Raw genomic sequence first — 17,400 nt, 5'->3', positions numbered from 1 at the left:
GCCCGTGCCGGACATCGACACGCCGTATAATTCCAAGCTTTCGCCCGCCATTTTCCTGGGCCAAACGTCTTTTTGCGCCCATTGCGCCCCGTCAGCATGACCGATCAAAACCAGTCCCTCGCCAAGAGTTTCGAACCCGCCACCATCGAGCAGAAGTGGAGCGCGGCTTGGGAAGCGATGGGCGTCTCCCGCGCGACGCTCGAAGCCGGCAAGCCCGACTTCTGTATCCAGCTCCCGCCGCCGAACGTGACGGGCACGCTGCACATGGGCCACGCGTTCAACCAGACCATCATGGACGGCCTGACGCGCCACGCGCGCATGGCCGGCGCCAATACGCTGTGGGTTCCGGGCACCGACCACGCTGGCATCGCCACGCAGATCGTTGTCGAGCGCCAGCTGGATGCCCAGGGCGTGTCGCGCCATGACATGGGCCGCGAAAAGTTTGTCGAGAAGGTTTGGGAATGGAAGGAGCAATCGGGCTCGACCATCACACGCCAGGTGCGCCGCATGGGCGCCTCGATCGACTGGGAGCGCGAATATTTCACGATGGACCCGAAGATGTCGCGCGCCGTCAGCGACGTCTTCGTGCGTTTGTATGAGCAGGGCCTGATCTATCGCGGCAAGCGCCTCGTCAACTGGGATCCGGTGCTCGGCACCGCCGTATCCGACCTGGAAGTGGTGAGCGAAGAGGAAGAAGGCTCGCTGTGGCACATCCGCTATCCGCTGGCCGAACCGGACACCGTGCGCGGCCTGACACACTTGACGGTGGCCACCACCCGTCCGGAAACGATGCTCGGCGACACGGCCGTGATGGTGCACCCCGAGGACGAGCGCTACGCCCACCTCATCGGCAAGTTCGTTCACCTGCCGCTGACCGATCGCAAGATCCCGGTGATTGCCGACGAATACGTCGACCGCGAATTCGGCACCGGCGTCGTCAAGGTCACTCCGGGCCACGACTTCAACGACTACGCGGTAGGCCAGCGCCACAAGCTGCCCCAGTTGTCGATCCTGACGCTCGACGCGAAGATCGTTGCCGATGCCCCCGCCGCCTATGCCGGCCTGGATCGCTTCGACGCGCGCAAGAAGATGGTCGAAGACCTCGAAGCGCAGGGCCTGCTGGCTGAAGTCAAGAAGCACACGCTGATGGTGCCGCGCGGCGACCGTACTGGCGTCGTCATCGAGCCGATGCTGACGGATCAGTGGTTTGTCGCCATGAGCAAACCGGCGCCGGAAGGCACGCGCTTCCCGGGCCGCTCCATCGCTGAAGTCGCGCTCGATGCCGTACAGAGCGGCAAGATCAAGCTCGTGCCCGAGCAGTGGGTCAATACGTACAACCAGTGGCTGAATAACATCCAGGACTGGTGCATCTCGCGCCAACTGTGGTGGGGTCACCAGATTCCGGCGTGGTACGACGAAGCGGGCAACGTGTACGTCGGGCGCACGGAAGAAGAAGCGAAAGCGCAAGCAGCCGCCAAGGGCTATACCGGCGCGCTCACGCGTGACGACGACGTGCTCGACACGTGGTTTTCGTCGGCGCTGGTGCCGTTCTCGTCGCTGGGCTGGCCGGCCGATACGCCGGAACTGAAACATTTCCTGCCGTCGACCGTGCTGGTCACGGGCTACGACATCATCTTCTTCTGGGTGGCGCGCATGGTCATGATGACCCTGCACTTCACCGGTGAAGTGCCCTTCCACACCGTCTACGTGCACGGCCTCGTGCGTGATTCGGAAGGCAAGAAGATGAGCAAGTCCGAGGGCAACACGCTCGACCCGGTGGACCTGATCGACGGCATCGCGCTGGAGCCGCTGCTGGCCAAGCGCACCACGGGCCTACGCCGCCCGAAGGACGCACCCAAGGTCGAAAAGCGCACGCGCAAGGAATTCCCCGAAGGCATTCCCGCGTTCGGCGCCGATGCGCTGCGCTTCACGTTCGCCTCGCTCGCCACGCTGGGCCGCAGCATCAACTTTGACCCGGGCCGCTGCGAGGGCTATCGCAACTTCTGCAACAAGCTCTGGAACGCCACGCGCTTCGTGCTGATGAACACCGAAAGCCAGGACTGCGGCATGCAGGAATGCGTCGGTGATTGCGGCCCCGAAGGCTACCTGCACTTCTCGCAGGCTGACCGCTGGATCGTCTCGCTGCTGCAGCGCGTGGAAACCGAAGTGGAAAAAGGCTTTGCCGACTACCGCTTCGACAACATCGCCAACGCCATCTACAAGTTCGTCTGGGACGAATACTGCGACTGGTACCTGGAACTCGCCAAGGTGCAGATCCAGACCGGCACGCCGGCTCAGCAGCGCGCCACGCGCCGCACGCTGCTGCGTGTGCTGGAAACCGTGCTGCGCCTGGCCCATCCGATCATTCCGTTCATTACCGAAGAGCTCTGGCAGAAGGTTGCACCGATGGCCGGCCGCGCCAAGGGCGATGGCACCGAAAGCCTCGCGCTGCAGGAGTACCCGCGCGCCGCGCTTTCCAAGATCGACGAGCAGGCCGAGCAATGGGTTCAGCAGTTGAAGGCACTGGTGGACGCCTGCCGCAATCTGCGCGGCGAGATGAACATCTCCCCCGCTCAACGCGTGCCGCTGTACGCCAACGGCGAAGCCGAATTCCTGCAGGTGGCCGCGCCGTACGTGCAAGCGCTGGGCAAGCTGTCTGAGGTGAAGGTCTACACGGACGCGGCCGCCATGGAACAGGACGGTGCCGGCGCACCGGTCGCGATCGTCGGCGAGAACAAGCTGCTGCTGAAGATCGAGATCGACGTGGCTGCCGAGCATGCGCGCCTGTCGAAGGAAATCGACCGCCTGCGCGGCGAGATCACCAAGTGCGAAGCCAAGCTCAGCAACGAATCGTTCGTCGCCCGCGCGCCGGCTGCCGTGGTGGAACAGGAACAAAAGCGTGTGACCGATTTCAAAGCCACGCTGGCCAAACTGGAAGCCCAAATTGCACGGCTGCCGGTACAGGCTGCCTGAGCGCCCAGAACAATCGATATCAAGGAAACCACGATGCAACGCGTCACCAAAGCCGTTTTCCCCGTCGCGGGGCTCGGAACCCGCTTTCTGCCGGCCACCAAGGCCAGCCCGAAGGAAATGCTGCCGGTCGTGGACAAGCCGCTGATCCAGTACGCCGTGGAAGAAGCCATGGCCGCCGGCATCACGGAGATGATCTTCGTGACCGGCCGCAGCAAGCGCGCAATTGAAGACCACTTTGACAAGGCCTACGAGCTGGAAGCCGAACTCGAAGCCAAGCAGAAGACCGCGCTGCTCGAAGTCGTGCGCTCGATCAAGCCGTCGCACGTGGATTGCTTCTACGTGCGCCAGCCTGAAGCGCTGGGTCTGGGCCACGCCGTGCAATGCGCTGAAAAGCTCGTCGGCGATGCACCTTTCGCCGTCATCCTGGCTGACGACCTGCTGGACGGCGAGCCGCCCGTGATGAAGCAGATGGTCGACCTATACGACCACTACAACTGCTCGGTGATCGGCGTGGAAGAGATCGACCGCGAGCAGAGCCGTTCATACGGCGTGGTCGACGGCCGCCCGTGGGAAGAAGACGGCAGCGTGATCAAGATGTCGGCCATCGTAGAGAAGCCGGCGCCGGAGAACGCGCCGTCCAACCTCGGCGTGGTCGGCCGCTACATCCTGACGCCGCGCATTTTTGATCACATCCGCAACCTCAAACCGGGCGCGGGCGGCGAGCTGCAACTGACGGACGCCATCCAATCGCTGTTGTCTGCCGAACAAGTCCTGGCCTACCGCTACAAGGGCGTGCGCTACGACTGCGGCAGCAAGCTGGGCTACCTGAAGGCAACGGTGGAGTTGGCGCTCAAGCACAAGGAAGTCGCTGACGACTTCCGAGCCTATCTGGCTGCACGCGGCTGAGCCAATAGGCGCGTCGCCATAGAAAAAACCCGCGCAGCGTGAGCTGACGCGGGTTTTTTGTTGCCGGATCGTGTCCCGTCCGTCCGGCGCGGAGTCCCACCCTTTTGCGAGGAGAGGCTGCGGCCTCTTCTTATTGCGGAGCTGCCAACGGCTTGATGGTGTTGTTCAGCAGGCTCCAGTACGAGCTCGTGCTGTACGGCAGCATCTGCTCAACGTAATTCCACCAGAAGTAACCCCCGATGAACCGCGGATCCGCTGCCATCGAGGTGGTACCCATGGGGTAGTACGACTTGATCAGATTCTGCTGCACCGACAGCGGCGCCGACGTACTGGACGTACCGATCTCACCAAAGCCCACCTTCGCGACCGGGAAGATGCTTTCCAGCAACTTGAAATCGTTTGCCCACGACGGATTCAAACCGGGGCAGTCCTGGTACGGGTAGTAGCTGAACAACGCGTAGTCCGCACCCTGGCGCACACGCGAGGGCAGGAAGTTGGTCGCCCAGGTACGCCAAGAATCCATCGGCAACTCGTAGCAGTTGGTGCCCTTGCCGTCGTCGTTGTAGTACATCGTCACCGACACAAGACCGCCCGCGCCCTTCACGATGTCGTAGGCGTTGCCCACCATCTGACCGATCTGCTGTTCCTGCGACGTCGCCGTCGTGGTCGGACCGCTCGGATTGGCACGCAACCATTCGCCGTTGATTTCATTGGCGATTTCCCATACGTCCACGACATTCTTCAGCGTGCTCACCAACTCGTTGGTGCGTGCGCTGTAGGTCGTCGAGTCGACCGGGAAATAGTATGAATCCATCACTTCGCCCATCACGTAGGCGACTTGATGAAGCTTGACCAGTGGTGCGTAATAGTCGGCTGCCGATGTACCCGGGTCAAAGACCACGCGCACGGTCGGCTTGTACGGCAGGTGCGTAAGCGAGGCCACGATCGCGTTGATGCTGCTGACGTCGTCAAGCGTGACGCCGTAGATCGGTGCCTTCGGGCGTGTGGCCTGCGCCGAGGCGGTTTGTATTCCCAGGCCTGTCAGCGTTGCCGCCGCCGTCAGACCCACCAAAGCGCGCAGGCTCATGCGCGCCGCCCTCTGTGCTGCTTTTTTGGTTTCCAACATTGTGGTTTTCTATTCCCTCGGACGCAAAACGTTACGCCCAGTACTTCGATGGACAAGCGCCGTCCTACCTGTGCGGTATCCCGATGTGGTGTGACTCCTGTAGCACACTGAACACCGAACGGGTGCGAGCGTCAGATGACGCCCCGGTCGGCGAATGGATGCGCGATTAGAGGTCCTGCCGAGTCGATGGATTGATCGGCGGCCGTGCGCTTATGAGTGGACTGGTACAGCTGGCGCGAGCTCACCCGAGGGCAGCTCGCGGCTTGAAAACATGACAAGCCCTGCACTTCAGTTGACTGCCAACCGCGTTCCCCCCGCTGGCAGCCAAGCGGCATGATACCGGATGTTGCCGGGAGATCAACGAAATTTAATGCTGCTTACGCAGCAATAATAAAAAAACCGCGGGTCGGGCAGACACGCGGTTTCTTCGAAACGCCCACGGGGTGGACGTCTTGGCGGCACAGCCGTTTTTACTTGTGCCGGTAGTTGATGCGACCCTTCGTGAGGTCGTACGGCGACATTTCCAGCTTCACACGGTCGCCCGCGAGAATACGGATGCGGTGCTTTTGCATCTTGCCCGATGCGTAAGCCCAGATTTCCACGCCGTTTTCCAACTGCACGCGAAAACGATTGTCGGGTAGTGCTTCAGACACCACCCCTTCAAATTCAATCAGTTCTTCCTTGGCCAAACTCGTTCCTTTGTATGCAGCACGCGGCTGCGCCGATGGTTGCAATGATGTGATGACCCACCCGAACCACGCCACACGCCTTGAGCGGCATGCAGCAGTACGCCGCGATCATCTGCCCGGACAGCGGGCCTGGGGGGGTACCGAGTTGCACGAAACACAAATCGCGCCCGCCAAAGGCGCGCGCCGTTTCGTGCAAGCGAGAGCGAGGATGGGTGGCGGTCGCAGATGCGCGCCGCCCGACTCGGCGCGGGGTATTCCCCGGTGCTGGACTCAGCCGCCACCGGCCATGATTGGCGCGGCGGCGAGCCGGATTCGCCCGCTATTCTACCACGGGCAGATTCCGCGGTTTCAGGCGCCGTCGGCAGGAAGCGACAGTTCAGGCACGTCGCCATCGATGATGCTCTCAGCGAAGCGCAGGGCTGCAATGCGCGCAGCACCCACATTGCTGAACTGGCGGTCCCCCGAGAGGCGGAAGACTTGGGTCTGCCCCGGCTCGGGCGACTCCCCCGCCCGACAGATCATCACGGCCGCGTTGTAGCTGCGATCCTCCCTGGCCTCGGGCCAGCGTGCCGTGCGTTCATGTTGGAAAGCCAACGGATAAATGTCGAAGCCTTTGTATTGGCCCGCCGGCGAAGTGTCCATCTGAAATGCCCCCTTCTTGAACGTCGAGTGCTGTCTGACTATACACCCGTGTGTTTTGCATGGCGATGAAAGCGACGGCAACGTTTGACTTCGGGCACGGCACAGCGGGCGCGGGCACGTCGTCGCCGCAAAGACTTCCGGAGCGGCGGCGAAAGCTGGTCTAAAGAAGTTTCAGAACGTCACCCCTCCTCGGCAGGGTGAAGCGCAATCCGATTGTGCTAGCTTGGATTGGTGCTTGCCGTGGCATCGAAACCGAAACGTACGCGCTGAGCAAGGCACCCAATCCCAACCCTTTCAAGAATGACAATGCGCCTGATCTCTCCGATTGCCCTGGCGTGTGCCGGGCTGATGCTGTCTGCCTGTGGCGGTGGCGATGGCGGTTCCTCATTGAGCCCGCAAGTCGGCGCTGCTTCCGATACCGCGATTGCGTCGAAAACGGTAGCTACTACTGCCGGGGCCACCACACCTGCTTGCGGAGTCAACGGCACCTCGCCGCTGGCAGGAGTGCAGACGTGGATGTATCAGTTGCAGGGCATGACCACCGGCGCGCAGATTGACGCGCTGGACGCGCAGCCGTACGACATGCTGGTGATTGAGGCCAACAACACCATCAAGGGGCTGGAAAACTTCAACACCGTCGACATGGTGGCGCGCCTGCGCACCAAGCCCGACGGCTCCGCGCGCAAAGTGCTCGCCTACATTGACATTGGCGAGGCCGAAGACTTCCGCACCTATTGGGTGTCGAGCTGGAAGGCACCGACAGCAGACGGCCCCGGCACTCCTGACTTCATCATCAAGGCCGACCCCGATGGCTGGGCGGGCGACTACCCCGTCGCGTTCTGGGACCCCCGCTGGCAAGCGCTCTGGCTCGGGCCGAACGGTGCCGTTGCGCAACTGGCGCGCGAAGGGTTCGATGGCGTCTATCTGGATTGGGTCGAGGCGTATGCCGAGCCTTCGGTAGTGGACGCGGCCCAGACGGCAGGCGTCGACCCGGCCCAGGCCATGGTGGACTTCATCGCCAAGATTCGTGCGGCGGGGCGCGCCATCAACCCCCAGTTTGCGGTAATCCAGCAAAACGCACCTTCGCTGATCGATGACGGCGGTGGATCAACGTTGCTGGCGACGATCGATGGCATCTCGCAGGAAGACACGTGGTTCGGCGGCAGCGCCGGGGCCGCATGGAGCAGCACCTCCGGTGGCGACAAGGCTGCAAGCGCTGTGGACACGCAATGGACGATCGAGCAGTTGCAGAAATACTGCGTCGGCAACGTGCCCGTCTTCACGATCGACTACGCGTTGAAGACGGCCAACGCGCAGAAGGTCTACACGGCGTCGCGCGGGCAAGGCTTCCGCCCGCTGGTCTCGCGCATTGCGCTCTCCAAGCCGACGACTACGCCGCCCTGGAATTACTGACCACGCTCAACGACGCACCGGCCGGCGCATCGGCAAACGGCAGGCCGACGTAGTTTTCGGCCAGCACGCGCGCGCCGGCAGCCGAACTGGTCACGTAGTCCAGTTCGGCGCGCTGCAGCCTCTGCATGAACGGCGTGTGGTCGTCAAAGCGATGCAGCATCGATGTCATCCACCAGGAGAAATGCTCGGCGCGCCAGACGCGTTGCAGGCAGCGTTCGGCGTAGCCCGCGAGCTGGGCGGTGTCGTTCTGCTTGTAGCGTGCCGTGAGCGCCTGGGCCAGGACGCGCACATCGGCGACGGCGAGGTTCATGCCTTTCGCGCCGGTAGGCGGCACGATGTGCGCAGCATCGCCCGCCAGGAAAAGACGCCCATACTGCATCGTCTCGCAGACGAAGCTGCGCATCGGCGTGACGCTCTTCTGCAGGATCGGGCCTTCCTTCAACCGCCAGCCGTCGTTGTTTTCCAGGCGCGTGTGGAGTTCATCCCAGATGCGCGCATCGGACCATTCGGCCAGGTTCTCATCGGGCTTGCATTGCAGGTAAAGCCGCGTGATCTTGGGTGAGCGCATGCTGAACAACGCAAAGCCGCGATCGTGGCTCGCGTAGATCAGCTCTTCCGCGGCGGGCTCGGCTTCCGCCAGGATGCCAAGCCAGGCAAACGGATACACGCGCTCGAACACCGCTTGCCGCTGTGCCGGAATCGCCTGCCGGCAGATGCCGTGAAAGCCATCGCACCCGGCGATGTAATCGCATTGCAATGTCTGCGGCACGCCGTCGTGGACGAACTGCACCGAAGGCGTGGCGGACTCGATGTCGTGCACCGACACCTCGCTCACATCGAACAACAGCGGCGCACCCTGCTCCACGCGTGCGGCAATCAGATCCTTCACCACCTCGTGCTGCCCATACACGGTGATCGAGCGGCCGCCCGACATCGCCGTCAGGTCAATACGATGGCGCTTGCCGCCGAACAGCAGGTCGATACCGTGGTGCACGAGCCCCTCGCGCCGCATGCGCTCGCCCACGCCTGCTTCGTTGAGCACGTCGACGGTGCCTTGCTCCAGCACGCCGGCGCGGATGCGCTCTTCAACGTACGCGCGGCTCTTGGTTTCGAGGATGACGGCATCGATGCCGTTGCGGTGCAGAAGCTGCCCGAGCAGAAGGCCTGCCGGGCCTGCACCAATGATGGCGACCTGGGTGCGCATGGTGGTTGTCTCCAGATGATTTGGAATCGTTCTGGCAACCATTGTTGGCGGGCGACTTGATATCGCACAATGCAATATTGGCGATAAACTTTATCGCTAATTCAGATAGTGCGTTTGCCATGACTACCCTGCCCGACTTTGACCTGAACCTGTTGCCGATCCTGCTGGCGCTGCATGACGCGCGCAGCGTAAGCATGGCCGCGCAACAGCTTGGTATGAGCCAGCCGGGCGTGAGCACCGCGCTGGGAAAGCTGCGTGCCGCGTTGGACGACCCGCTGTTCGTACGCACCTCGCGCGGCATGGAGCCGACGCCACGGGCGCTGGCGCTGATTCCGGCGGCGCGCGACGTCCTGGCCCGCGTGCAGGAAGGCATTTTCGAGACGGGCGCGTTCGATCCGACCACCACCACGCACAGGTTCTCGATCTCGTTGTCGGACGTGGGTGAGATGGTCTTCCTGCCGCGCATTGTCGAGGCGATGGCACGGGAGGCGCCGCGGGCGTCGGTGCAGTCCGTATCGCTGCCGCCGGCCCAGCTCGAACGCGCGCTGGAGACTGGTTCGCTCGACCTGGCCGTCGGTTACTTCCCCGACCTGAAGAAGAACAATTTCTTCCAGCAGCGGCTGTTTACCCACTACTTCACATGCATCGTGCGTGCCGATCATCCCGTCACGCACGGCGGCAACACAAAGCTGTCGATGGCGCAGTTTCTGGAATACGGGCACGCCGTGGTGCGCGCGGAGGGACGCAGCCAGGAACTGTACGAGCGGTTTCTGGAGCGCAAGCGTATCCGACGTACGCCGACGCTGCTCACGCCACATTTCATGAGCATTCCATTCATCCTCGCACGCACGGACTTGATTGCGACGGTGCCACACGCGGTGGGCCTGTCGTTCATGCAATCGCACGCCAACATCTGCGTGATGGAGCCGCCGCTGGAACTGCCAAGCTTCGACCTCAAGCAGCACTGGCATCGCAAGTTCCATAACGACACGCGCAGCCAGTGGTTCCGGGCGCTGGTGTCGTCGCTGTTCAACGACGAGGCGGATGAATGGCGCGAGCCTGGCCATCGGCCCGCGAAACGCAAGAACACGAAGTAGTCGATCCATCCCGAATGTTCACAATCCGAACACTCGATTGCAATGCGAACACGGAGCCTTTAGGATCGTCGGCACGCGCAGGCGACGCCGTTGCGGTGTCTTTCGGCTCACGCTTGCCGATCAACCTTTGGAGACCTTCATGAAACGTCGTGTGCTGCTGCTGACTGCCGTTGCTGGTGCGCTGATGACCGGCCTGCCCGCCTTTGCGGACGAGCCGATCAAGATCGGCCTGATCGCGCCCTTCTCCGGCCCCTTTGCCGACTACGGCAAGCAGATGGAAGACGGCATCAAGGCGTATCAGAAGCTGCACGGCACAACCGCCGGCGGGCGCCAGGTGCAGATCATCGTGAAGGACACGACTGGCCCCGTGCCGGACGTCGCCAAGCGTCTCGCACAGGAACTGGTGGTGCGAGACAAGGTGGATTTCCTGGCGGGCTTCGGCCTCACGCCAGAAGCGCTGGCGGTGGCGCCCATCGCGCAGCAGGCCAAGAAGCCGATGGTGATCTTCAATGCAGCATCGTCGTCAATCACCACCAAGTCGGACTATGTGACGCGCGTATCGATGACGCTGCCGCAGGTCTCCACGCCCATCGCCTCGTGGGCCCTGAAGAACGGCATCAAGCAGGTGGCGACCGTGGTGGCCGATTACGCGCCCGGCCTCGATGCAGAAAACGCGTTCAAGCAGACGTTCACTGCCGGCGGCGGCCAGGTGGTCGAAGCCGTGCGCGTGCCACTGCGCAATCCTGAATTCGCGCCGTTCATCCAGCGCGTGAAAGACAGCAAGCCGCAAGCCGTGTTCGTCTTCCTGCCGGCTGGCGAGCAAGGCGTGGCGTTCATGAAGGGTTTCCGCGAGCGCGGTCTGGCGCAGGCCGGGATCAAGGTCATCGCGACGGGCGACCTGACAGACGACCACGTACTGCCGGCCATGGGCGACTCGACGCTGGGTGTCATCACGTCGTTCCACTACTCGGCCGCGCACGACTCGCCGCAGAACAAGGCCTTCCTGAAAGCCTTTGCCGAGGCCAACCCCGGTGCAGGCCGCCCGAACTTCATGGCGGTTGCCGCGTATGACGGCATCGGTGCGATCTACAACGTGATCAACAAGCTCGGCGGCAAGATCGACGGGGAAAAAGCCATGGCGGCCTTCAAGGGCATGAAGATCGACAGCCCGCGCGGACCGATCACCATTGACCCGGCCACGCGTGATGTGGTGCAGACGGTCTACATCCGCAAGGTGGAGAAGGTTAGCAACGAGCTTTACAACGTCGAGTTCGACAAATTTGCCGACGTGAAGGACCCAGGCAAGTAAGCCCTACGCAACGGCCACAAGCCGCTGCAGCAAGGGCGCATCGGCCAGCAAATCGGCGCTGGCCGATGCATGCACGATCCGGCCTCGATCGAGCACCAGCGCGCGCTGCGTGAGTTGCAGCGCCAGACGCGCATGCTGCTCCACCACGATCAGGGCCATGCCGCCTTCATCAGCGAGCGCGCGGATGGCTCGGCCAAGCTCCTGCACAATGATCGGCGCGAGGCCTTCCATCGGTTCATCCAACAGCAGCAGCGCGGGGTTCGTCATCAGCGCGCGCGCGATGGCGACCATCTGCTGCTCCCCACCCGACAGCTGATTACCAAGGTTGCGGCGCCGCTCCTGCAGGCGCGGAAACGTCTTGTAGACGCGCGCCACATCCCAGGGGCCGGGTCGCGCCACGGCGCTCAGGTGTTCCTGCACCGTCAGCGAGGGAAACATCCACCGCTCCTGCGGCACCCAGCCAAGCCCAGCCCTCGCCCGTCGATGCGGCGGCACCTTCGCGATGTCCGCGCCCTGCCAGCGGATACGCCCGGCATGCAAGCGCGTAAAGCCCATCAGCGTGGTCAGGAGTGTGGTCTTGCCAACGCCGTTGCGCCCCAGCAGCGCGAGGCTGCCACCTGCCTCCAGTGCGAACGACACGTCGTCCAGCACCACGGCGTTGCCGTAGCCGGCCGTGACGTTCTCGAACGACAACAGTTCAGGCATGCTCCGTCTCCCCGAGGTAGACCTCGCGCACGCGTGGGTCAGTCGCGATCTCCTGTGGCGTACCTTCGGTCAGAACGCGGCCAGCCACCAGCACGCTGATCCGCTCGGCAAAGCGAAAGACGAGGTTCATGTCGTGCTCGATGAAAAGGATGGTGATATCGCGCGGCAGGCTGGCGATCACCTCGAACAGCTCGGTGCTTTCTCCGCTCGGGATACCGGCGGCTGGCTCGTCGAGCAGCAGGATGCGAGGCTGCGTAGCCAGCGCCAAGGCGATCTCCACCAGCCGTTGTTTGCCGTACGGCAACGCATGCGTCGGCAACAGCGCATCGTCGCCGAGCTGCAAGCGGCACAGTAACGCCATCGCCTCGTCGCGTGCATCCTTGTGCGATGCGACGGTGCGGTGCCAATGCCACGACGCGCCGGTGCGTTCGAAGATCGCGAGCATCACCGATTCCAGCGCCGTCAATCCCGGAAACAACGTGTTGATCTGGAATGTGCGTGTGATGCCTCGCTTGACGCGCTGGTGTGCGGGCAGCCGCGTGATGTCTTCATCGTCCAGCAGCACCTGGCCCGCAGTGGGCGCCAGCGTGCCGGTGAGCAAGTTGATGAAGGTGGTCTTGCCCGCGCCGTTGGGGCCGATCAACGCATGGCGCGCACCGGGCGCAAAAGACAGCGAGATATCGGAATTGGCGTGAAAGCTGCCCCAGCGCCTGGACAGGCCTCGCGTGCTCAATGTGGGCGCCGGATGCATCGTCGGCACAGTCATGCCGTACCTCCCTTGCGAGCACCGCGCGCTCTGACCGCGGATACGGCAGCTTCCACCCCACCGAGAATTCCGCCACGCGCAAACAGCACGATCACCATCAGCAACAGGCCGATCCAAAACTGCCAGTAGACGGGATTGATGCCGGCCAACACGTCCTGCGCCACCATGAATACCGCCGCGCCGATCAGCGCACCGTACAGCCGGCCTGCTCCGCCCAGCACCAGCATGATCAATAGCTCTGCAGAGCGCGAAAAACCCAGCGAATCCAACCCGACAAACTGCGTGGTCTGCGCGAGCAATCCGCCTGCAACCCCGGCAATCGCTGCGCTCACCGTGAACGCCGCCACCAGCCGCATGCGGACATCCGCACCGATGGCCGGCATGCGTTTCGGCCCCTGCTGAATGCCGCGCAGCGACAGCCCGAACGGCGAGCGCACCAGACGACGCAGCGCCACAAACACCAGGAAGAGCACGACCAAGCTGTAAACGTACGCGGTGTGCCCCTCCAGATCGAACTCAAAGGTGCCGAGCAGGTTGTGCATCGTCACACCGGAGAGGCCATCGACACCGCCCGTAAGAAACGCCATCTTGTTGGCCGCTTCATACAGCATCAGGCCGATGCCGAGCGTGACCATCAATCGCGTCAGGTCTTGCCCGCGCACGACGAGGAAGCTCACACAAAAACCGCCCAGCGCCGCGACGATGGCGCCTGCCGCCAAGCCGGTGAGCGGCTCACCCCAGCCATGCGCCGCGAGCAGTCCGGCGGTATAAGCGCCGAGCCCAAAGAAACCTGCATGCCCGAGCGACACGATGCCTGCATAGCCCAGCACCAGATCAAGCGACAACGCAAACAGCCCGACGATCAGCACCTGGCTGCCAAAGACGAGGTAATCGGGAAGAAGAAAGAACACCGCGATCGGCACGCACCAGAACACGATCTCGAACGGCGACCAGCGCGCGCCCGGCAAGCCATGCGCGGGCGAGCACTCGACCGGTTGCGCAGCCCGCCTCAGTTGCTGCAGCACACTCATGCGCGCCTCCCCAGCAGACCGCTCGGGAAAAATACGAGCAGCACCACCATCAACCCGTAGATGACGAACGCGCCCACGTCCGGCACGTAGTACTTGCCCGCCACGTCGAACACTCCCAACACAAGCGCGGCCAGCAACGCGCCCTTGATGGAGCCCGCGCCGCCGACTGCCACCACCAGCAGGAAGTACACCATGTACTTGATCGGAAACGCAGGATCGAGCCCGAGCACATCGATGCCCAATCCGCCGCCCAATCCTGCCAGCCCTGAACCCAGCGCAAACGTTACGGAGAACACCAGACTTACGTTGATGCCCAGGCCCGCCGACGCCTGCTGGTGATCCACCGACGCGCGCACCTGGGCGCCAAAGCGCGTGCGCTCGATCAGCCACGCCAGCAGCGCCGTCAGCGCAATCACCACGCCGATCAGGAACAGCCGGTAGCGCCCAACTTCCAACGCACTATCGAACACCCGCCATTGTCCGCGCAGCATCTCCGGCAGTTCAACGGGTTGCTGCGACGGCCCCCACACGTAAGTCGCACCCGCCATCGCCATGAAAACGAGCGCGATGGAGAACAGCACCTGATCGAGCGGGCTCGCGCGATAGAGCCGCCGGTACAGCGTGCGCTCCAGCACAAAGCCAATACCCGCGGTGACGATGAAAGCGATGGGCAGCGTCGCCATAAACGGCACGCCGAAGCGGTTCATCAGCACCACGCACACATAGCCGCCCGCCATGGCGAACGCGCCGTGCGCGAGGTTGATGAAGTTCATCAGGCCCATCGTGACCGACAGGCCGATGCTGATCAGGAACAACAGACTGCCGTAGGCCAGCCCGTCGAACAACACACCCAATGCGCTGAGCATGGGTCTCCTCCTTGGGCTTTTTCCAGCTCGGCGGCCGGTTTACCCGGTGTGTTGCGTGGCGTCTCTCCGGAGACGGCGGTGTTACTTCTTCGCAGCGCCCTCCGCATCCATCTCGGCAAACACCGTCTGCGCGAGATGGAAGGCATGGTTGGCAGCCGGCACGCCGCAGTAGATGGCCGTCTGCAGCAACGTTTCCTGAATCTCGTCGCGCGTGACACCGTTGTTGGCCGCGGCACGCAGATGCAGACGCAACTCACCGTCGCGGCCGAGGGCGACCATCATGGCGATCGTCAGCAGACTGCGCGTGTGGCGCGGCAAGCCGGGGCGTGTCCAGATTTCGCCCCAGGCGTAGCGCGTGATGAGATCCTGGAACGGTGCGGTCAGCTCGGTCTGCGCGGCGTTGGCACGGTCGACGTGGGCATCGCCCAGCACCGCGCGGCGCACTTCCATGCCCGCGGCATAGCGTTCGCGATCATCCATGGGCAACCTCGCGCACCACGCCGGTCGTCAAGAAGCTGACCAGCGCTTCGGTGTAGCCATCGGCCTGCTCCCAGTTGGCGAGGTGGCCGGCAGACAGCTCGATGTACTGGGCGCCGGGCACGCCGTCGGCAATGAGCTTGGTCTGTGCAGCCGGCGTGGAAATATCGTGCGTGCCGCCAATCACCAGCATCGGCACGCGGATGTCCGGCAGCTGCGCGCGTAAATCCGCATCGCGAATCGCGCCGCAGTTGCCGTTGTAGCCCGCGTCCGGCGTCGACAGCAACATCGTCTTGACGATGTCGACGCGGCTTGCGTTGGCATCGCGGTAGCCCTGCGTGAACCAGCGCTCCAGCACCGTTTCCGTAATGCTCGCCATACCGCCCTGTTCGACCTGCGCGATGCGGGTGTTCCAGCTTTGCTGCGTGCCGATCAGCGCGGCGGTGTTCGTCACCACCATGCGCGGGAAGCGCTCGCCGTGATGCGCGGCCAGCCACAGGCCAGTCAAGCCGCCCATCGACAGGCCGCAGAACAGCGCAAGCTCAATGTCGTAGTGATCGAGCAGTGCAAGCACATCCCCGCCGAGCTGTGCGACGCCAAACGGCGCGTCGGGCACGCTCGACTGGCCGTGGCCACGCTGGTCATAGCGCAACAGGCGGAAGTGCTGACGCAGCGCTTCGAGCTGCGGCTCCCACATGCCCAGGTTGGTGCCTAGCGAGTTCGACAGCACCAGCACCGGCTTACCCGTGGCGGGCCCATCATCGAATTCGTGATACAGGCGGACGTTGTCGTGTTCAAGCCAGGGCATGGTGTCTCCGTGGAATGTGTGTTCAGGGATGATGGCGGCGAGCGTGTTCCGCGAGCACGCGGTCGACAGCGGCGCCCGCATCGCCAAGGTAATGGGTGGGATCGAGCAGCGCGCTCAGCCGTTGCGGCGTGGCGGTGCCCCAGATGCGCAGGACGTCGGCGTCTTGGGCCAGCACGTCATGCAGCGTTTTGCTCTCTTGTACGGCTTTGCGGCTGGCCGCTTCGACCACATGGTGCGCTTGCAGGCGACCAAGATTTGCGCCGAGCGCCAGCATCACGGCTTCACCGAGGATCAGGCCGTGCGTAACGTCGAGATTTGCGCGCATGCGAGCCGAATCGACCTGCAGGCCTTCAACGATCTCGCACATGCGATCGAGCGCGCCCGCCGCAAGGCAGGCCATCTCGCGCAACGTCGCCCACTGCGCCTGCCAACCGCCGAGCGCGCGTTCGTGCTCCTGCGGCAGCGCGGCCAGCAGCGTGCTCGCCAGGCCAGGCATGCGCGTGGCCGCAGCCAACACCGTCGCGCAGCCAACCGGGTTGCGCTTATGCGGCATGGTGGAAGAACCGCCCTTGCCGGCACCGGACGGCTCGGCAACCTCGCCGACCTCGGTCTGCATCATCAGCGAGAGATCGCGCGCGAAGTGGCCCAGCGCGCCGGTCAGCAGTGCGAGCGTGGTCCCAATATCGGCGACTCGATCTTGCTCGCCGTGCCACGACAGAGCAGGCAGCGGCAGATCAAGCGCGTGCGCCAGCGTTTGAGCGACGGCGCGTGCATGTACGCCCAGGCTGGCAAGCGTGCCTGCCGCCCCGCCAAACTGCAGCGCGGGCACATGCGCGCGCAACGCGGCAAAACGATCCTGCGCACGATGCACCGCTTCCAGCCAGCCCGCAACCTTGCGCCCGAACGTGGACGGCAGGGCTTGCTGCAACCATGTACGCGCCACCATCGGTGTGTTGCGATGACGTTGCGCCAGCGCGGCCAGACCGTCTGCCAGCTTCTGCAAATCCGCTTCGATCAACTCCGCCGATTGCCGCCACTGCAGCATCAAACCGGTATCGATGATGTCCTGGCTGGTCGCGCCCCAATGCACGTAGCGCGCGGCGTTTTCATCGTGCTGCGCGACGGCGGCGGTCAGTTGCTTGACTAGCGGGATCGCCAGGTTGCCAGCGCTGGCAGCGGCGGTGCCCAGCGCATCCAAGTCCAACGTTACGTTGGCGCACACCGCGCGGATCGGCGCGACGGCTTGCGCCGGAATCACGCCAACCGCGCCCTCGGCCTGGGCGAGAGCGGCCTCCACATCGAGCATCGCGCGCACGGTGGCCGCATCGGACCACACCGCCAACATGGCCGGTGTGGAAAATGCGCGATCGAGCAGTCCGCTGGTCACG

The 17,400-nt window shown here is 63.6% G+C and carries 16 protein-coding genes; 5 read left to right on the top strand and 11 right to left on the bottom strand.

Annotated elements, in window-relative coordinates:
• The first annotated feature begins 96 nt into the window (after positions 1 to 96).
• On the top strand, positions 97 to 2,973 hold the full coding sequence (locus tag BM136_RS00320) for a valine--tRNA ligase (RefSeq protein WP_092969228.1): 2,877 nt from the start codon (positions 97 to 99) through the stop codon (positions 2,971 to 2,973).
• A 33-nt stretch (positions 2,974 to 3,006) separates the two neighbouring features.
• On the top strand, positions 3,007 to 3,879 hold the full coding sequence (galU, locus tag BM136_RS00315; protein ID WP_092969225.1) for a UTP--glucose-1-phosphate uridylyltransferase GalU: 873 nt from the start codon (positions 3,007 to 3,009) through the stop codon (positions 3,877 to 3,879).
• A gap of 130 nt (positions 3,880 to 4,009) precedes the next feature.
• On the opposite strand, the gene BM136_RS00310 is transcribed toward galU, so the two are convergent.
• The 3 genes from BM136_RS00310 to BM136_RS00300 all read right to left on the bottom strand — a co-directional run bounded on the left by BM136_RS00310 (position 4,010) and on the right by BM136_RS00300 (position 6,336).
• The gene (locus tag BM136_RS00310; RefSeq protein WP_092969222.1) at positions 4,010 to 5,005 is read right to left on the bottom strand and encodes a hypothetical protein; all 996 of its coding nucleotides are present in this window, start codon (positions 5,003 to 5,005) and stop codon (positions 4,010 to 4,012) included.
• A gap of 470 nt (positions 5,006 to 5,475) precedes the next feature.
• Positions 5,476 to 5,694 carry a translation initiation factor IF-1 gene (infA, locus tag BM136_RS00305; RefSeq protein WP_004631109.1) on the bottom strand — a complete coding sequence of 73 codons (219 nt, stop codon included), beginning with the start codon at positions 5,692 to 5,694 and terminating at the stop codon, positions 5,476 to 5,478.
• A gap of 348 nt (positions 5,695 to 6,042) precedes the next feature.
• Positions 6,043 to 6,336, bottom strand: coding sequence for a hypothetical protein (locus BM136_RS00300; protein WP_004631110.1), 294 nt, complete (start codon positions 6,334 to 6,336; stop codon positions 6,043 to 6,045).
• 306 nt (positions 6,337 to 6,642) lie between these two features.
• Between BM136_RS00300 and BM136_RS00295 the strand changes: the two genes are divergently transcribed.
• Positions 6,643 to 7,749, top strand: coding sequence for a glycoside hydrolase family 191 protein (locus BM136_RS00295; protein ID WP_092969219.1), 1,107 nt, complete (start codon positions 6,643 to 6,645; stop codon positions 7,747 to 7,749).
• On the opposite strand, the gene pobA is transcribed toward BM136_RS00295, so the two are convergent.
• Positions 7,727 to 8,953, bottom strand: a complete 1,227-nt coding sequence (gene pobA, locus BM136_RS00290) for a 4-hydroxybenzoate 3-monooxygenase (RefSeq protein WP_092969216.1) — start codon at positions 8,951 to 8,953, stop codon at positions 7,727 to 7,729. The genes BM136_RS00295 and pobA overlap by 23 nt on opposite strands.
• Positions 8,954 to 9,072: 119 nt before the next feature.
• Between pobA and BM136_RS00285 the strand changes: the two genes are divergently transcribed.
• Positions 9,073 to 10,050 (top strand): LysR family transcriptional regulator, encoded by a 978-nt coding sequence (locus BM136_RS00285; RefSeq protein WP_092969213.1) that lies wholly within the window; start codon positions 9,073 to 9,075, stop codon positions 10,048 to 10,050.
• Between the two features lie 139 nt (positions 10,051 to 10,189).
• The gene (locus BM136_RS00280; protein WP_092969210.1) at positions 10,190 to 11,359 is read left to right on the top strand and encodes an ABC transporter substrate-binding protein; all 1,170 of its coding nucleotides are present in this window, start codon (positions 10,190 to 10,192) and stop codon (positions 11,357 to 11,359) included.
• Positions 11,360 to 11,362: 3 nt separating this feature from the next.
• Here the strand turns inward: BM136_RS00280 and BM136_RS00275 are convergent, their stop codons facing one another.
• The 7 genes from BM136_RS00275 to BM136_RS00245 form a co-directional block, all read right to left on the bottom strand.
• Complete coding sequence (locus BM136_RS00275) at positions 11,363 to 12,064, bottom strand: ABC transporter ATP-binding protein (RefSeq protein ID WP_092969208.1); 702 nt, start codon at positions 12,062 to 12,064, stop codon at positions 11,363 to 11,365.
• The gene (locus tag BM136_RS00270) at positions 12,057 to 12,830 is read right to left on the bottom strand and encodes an ABC transporter ATP-binding protein (RefSeq protein ID WP_092969205.1); all 774 of its coding nucleotides are present in this window, start codon (positions 12,828 to 12,830) and stop codon (positions 12,057 to 12,059) included. Before BM136_RS00270 ends, BM136_RS00275 begins: the two co-directional genes overlap by 8 nt.
• On the bottom strand, positions 12,827 to 13,861 hold the full coding sequence (locus tag BM136_RS00265; RefSeq protein WP_092969203.1) for a branched-chain amino acid ABC transporter permease: 1,035 nt from the start codon (positions 13,859 to 13,861) through the stop codon (positions 12,827 to 12,829). The genes BM136_RS00270 and BM136_RS00265 overlap by 4 nt, the downstream gene beginning before the upstream one ends.
• The gene (locus BM136_RS00260) at positions 13,858 to 14,727 is read right to left on the bottom strand and encodes a branched-chain amino acid ABC transporter permease (protein ID WP_092969200.1); all 870 of its coding nucleotides are present in this window, start codon (positions 14,725 to 14,727) and stop codon (positions 13,858 to 13,860) included. Before BM136_RS00260 ends, BM136_RS00265 begins: the two co-directional genes overlap by 4 nt.
• 81 nt (positions 14,728 to 14,808) lie before the next feature.
• Entirely contained in the window at positions 14,809 to 15,207 is a 399-nt protein-coding gene (gene pcaC, locus BM136_RS00255; protein ID WP_037028357.1) for a 4-carboxymuconolactone decarboxylase, read from the bottom strand.
• A complete protein-coding gene (gene pcaD, locus BM136_RS00250) occupies positions 15,200 to 16,012 on the bottom strand; it encodes a 3-oxoadipate enol-lactonase (protein ID WP_092969197.1) in 813 nt (270 codons plus the stop codon). Before pcaD ends, pcaC begins: the two co-directional genes overlap by 8 nt.
• A 22-nt stretch (positions 16,013 to 16,034) precedes the next feature.
• Positions 16,035 to 17,399 (bottom strand): 3-carboxy-cis,cis-muconate cycloisomerase, encoded by a 1,365-nt coding sequence (locus BM136_RS00245; RefSeq protein WP_092969194.1) that lies wholly within the window; start codon positions 17,397 to 17,399, stop codon positions 16,035 to 16,037.
• Position 17,400 lies beyond the last annotated feature (1 nt).

Origin of the sequence: Ralstonia sp. NFACC01 (assembly GCF_900115545.1) — a bacterium.
Taxonomy (GTDB): domain Bacteria; phylum Pseudomonadota; class Gammaproteobacteria; order Burkholderiales; family Burkholderiaceae; genus Ralstonia; species Ralstonia mojiangensis.
This window is presented reverse-complemented; position numbering and strand designations above follow the sequence as displayed.

Excerpts from the sequence above, each read along its gene's own strand:
- BM136_RS00320 (WP_092969228.1), top strand. The coding sequence starts at position 97 with ATGACCGATCAAAACCAGTCCCTCGCCAAGAGTTTCGAACCCGCCACC.
- galU (WP_092969225.1), top strand. The coding sequence starts at position 3,007 with ATGCAACGCGTCACCAAAGCCGTTTTCCCCGTCGCGGGGCTCGGAACC.
- BM136_RS00310 (WP_092969222.1), bottom strand. The coding sequence starts at position 5,005 with ATGTTGGAAACCAAAAAAGCAGCACAGAGGGCGGCGCGCATGAGCCTG.
- BM136_RS00300 (WP_004631110.1), bottom strand. The coding sequence starts at position 6,336 with ATGGACACTTCGCCGGCGGGCCAATACAAAGGCTTCGACATTTATCCG.
- BM136_RS00295 (WP_092969219.1), top strand. The coding sequence starts at position 6,643 with ATGCGCCTGATCTCTCCGATTGCCCTGGCGTGTGCCGGGCTGATGCTG.
- pobA (WP_092969216.1), bottom strand. The coding sequence starts at position 8,953 with ATGCGCACCCAGGTCGCCATCATTGGTGCAGGCCCGGCAGGCCTTCTG.
- BM136_RS00285 (WP_092969213.1), top strand. The coding sequence starts at position 9,073 with ATGACTACCCTGCCCGACTTTGACCTGAACCTGTTGCCGATCCTGCTG.
- BM136_RS00280 (WP_092969210.1), top strand. The coding sequence starts at position 10,190 with ATGAAACGTCGTGTGCTGCTGCTGACTGCCGTTGCTGGTGCGCTGATG.
- BM136_RS00275 (WP_092969208.1), bottom strand. The coding sequence starts at position 12,064 with ATGCCTGAACTGTTGTCGTTCGAGAACGTCACGGCCGGCTACGGCAAC.
- BM136_RS00270 (WP_092969205.1), bottom strand. The coding sequence starts at position 12,830 with ATGACTGTGCCGACGATGCATCCGGCGCCCACATTGAGCACGCGAGGC.
- BM136_RS00265 (WP_092969203.1), bottom strand. The coding sequence starts at position 13,861 with ATGAGTGTGCTGCAGCAACTGAGGCGGGCTGCGCAACCGGTCGAGTGC.
- BM136_RS00260 (WP_092969200.1), bottom strand. The coding sequence starts at position 14,727 with ATGCTCAGCGCATTGGGTGTGTTGTTCGACGGGCTGGCCTACGGCAGT.
- pcaC (WP_037028357.1), bottom strand. The coding sequence starts at position 15,207 with ATGGATGATCGCGAACGCTATGCCGCGGGCATGGAAGTGCGCCGCGCG.
- pcaD (WP_092969197.1), bottom strand. The coding sequence starts at position 16,012 with ATGCCCTGGCTTGAACACGACAACGTCCGCCTGTATCACGAATTCGAT.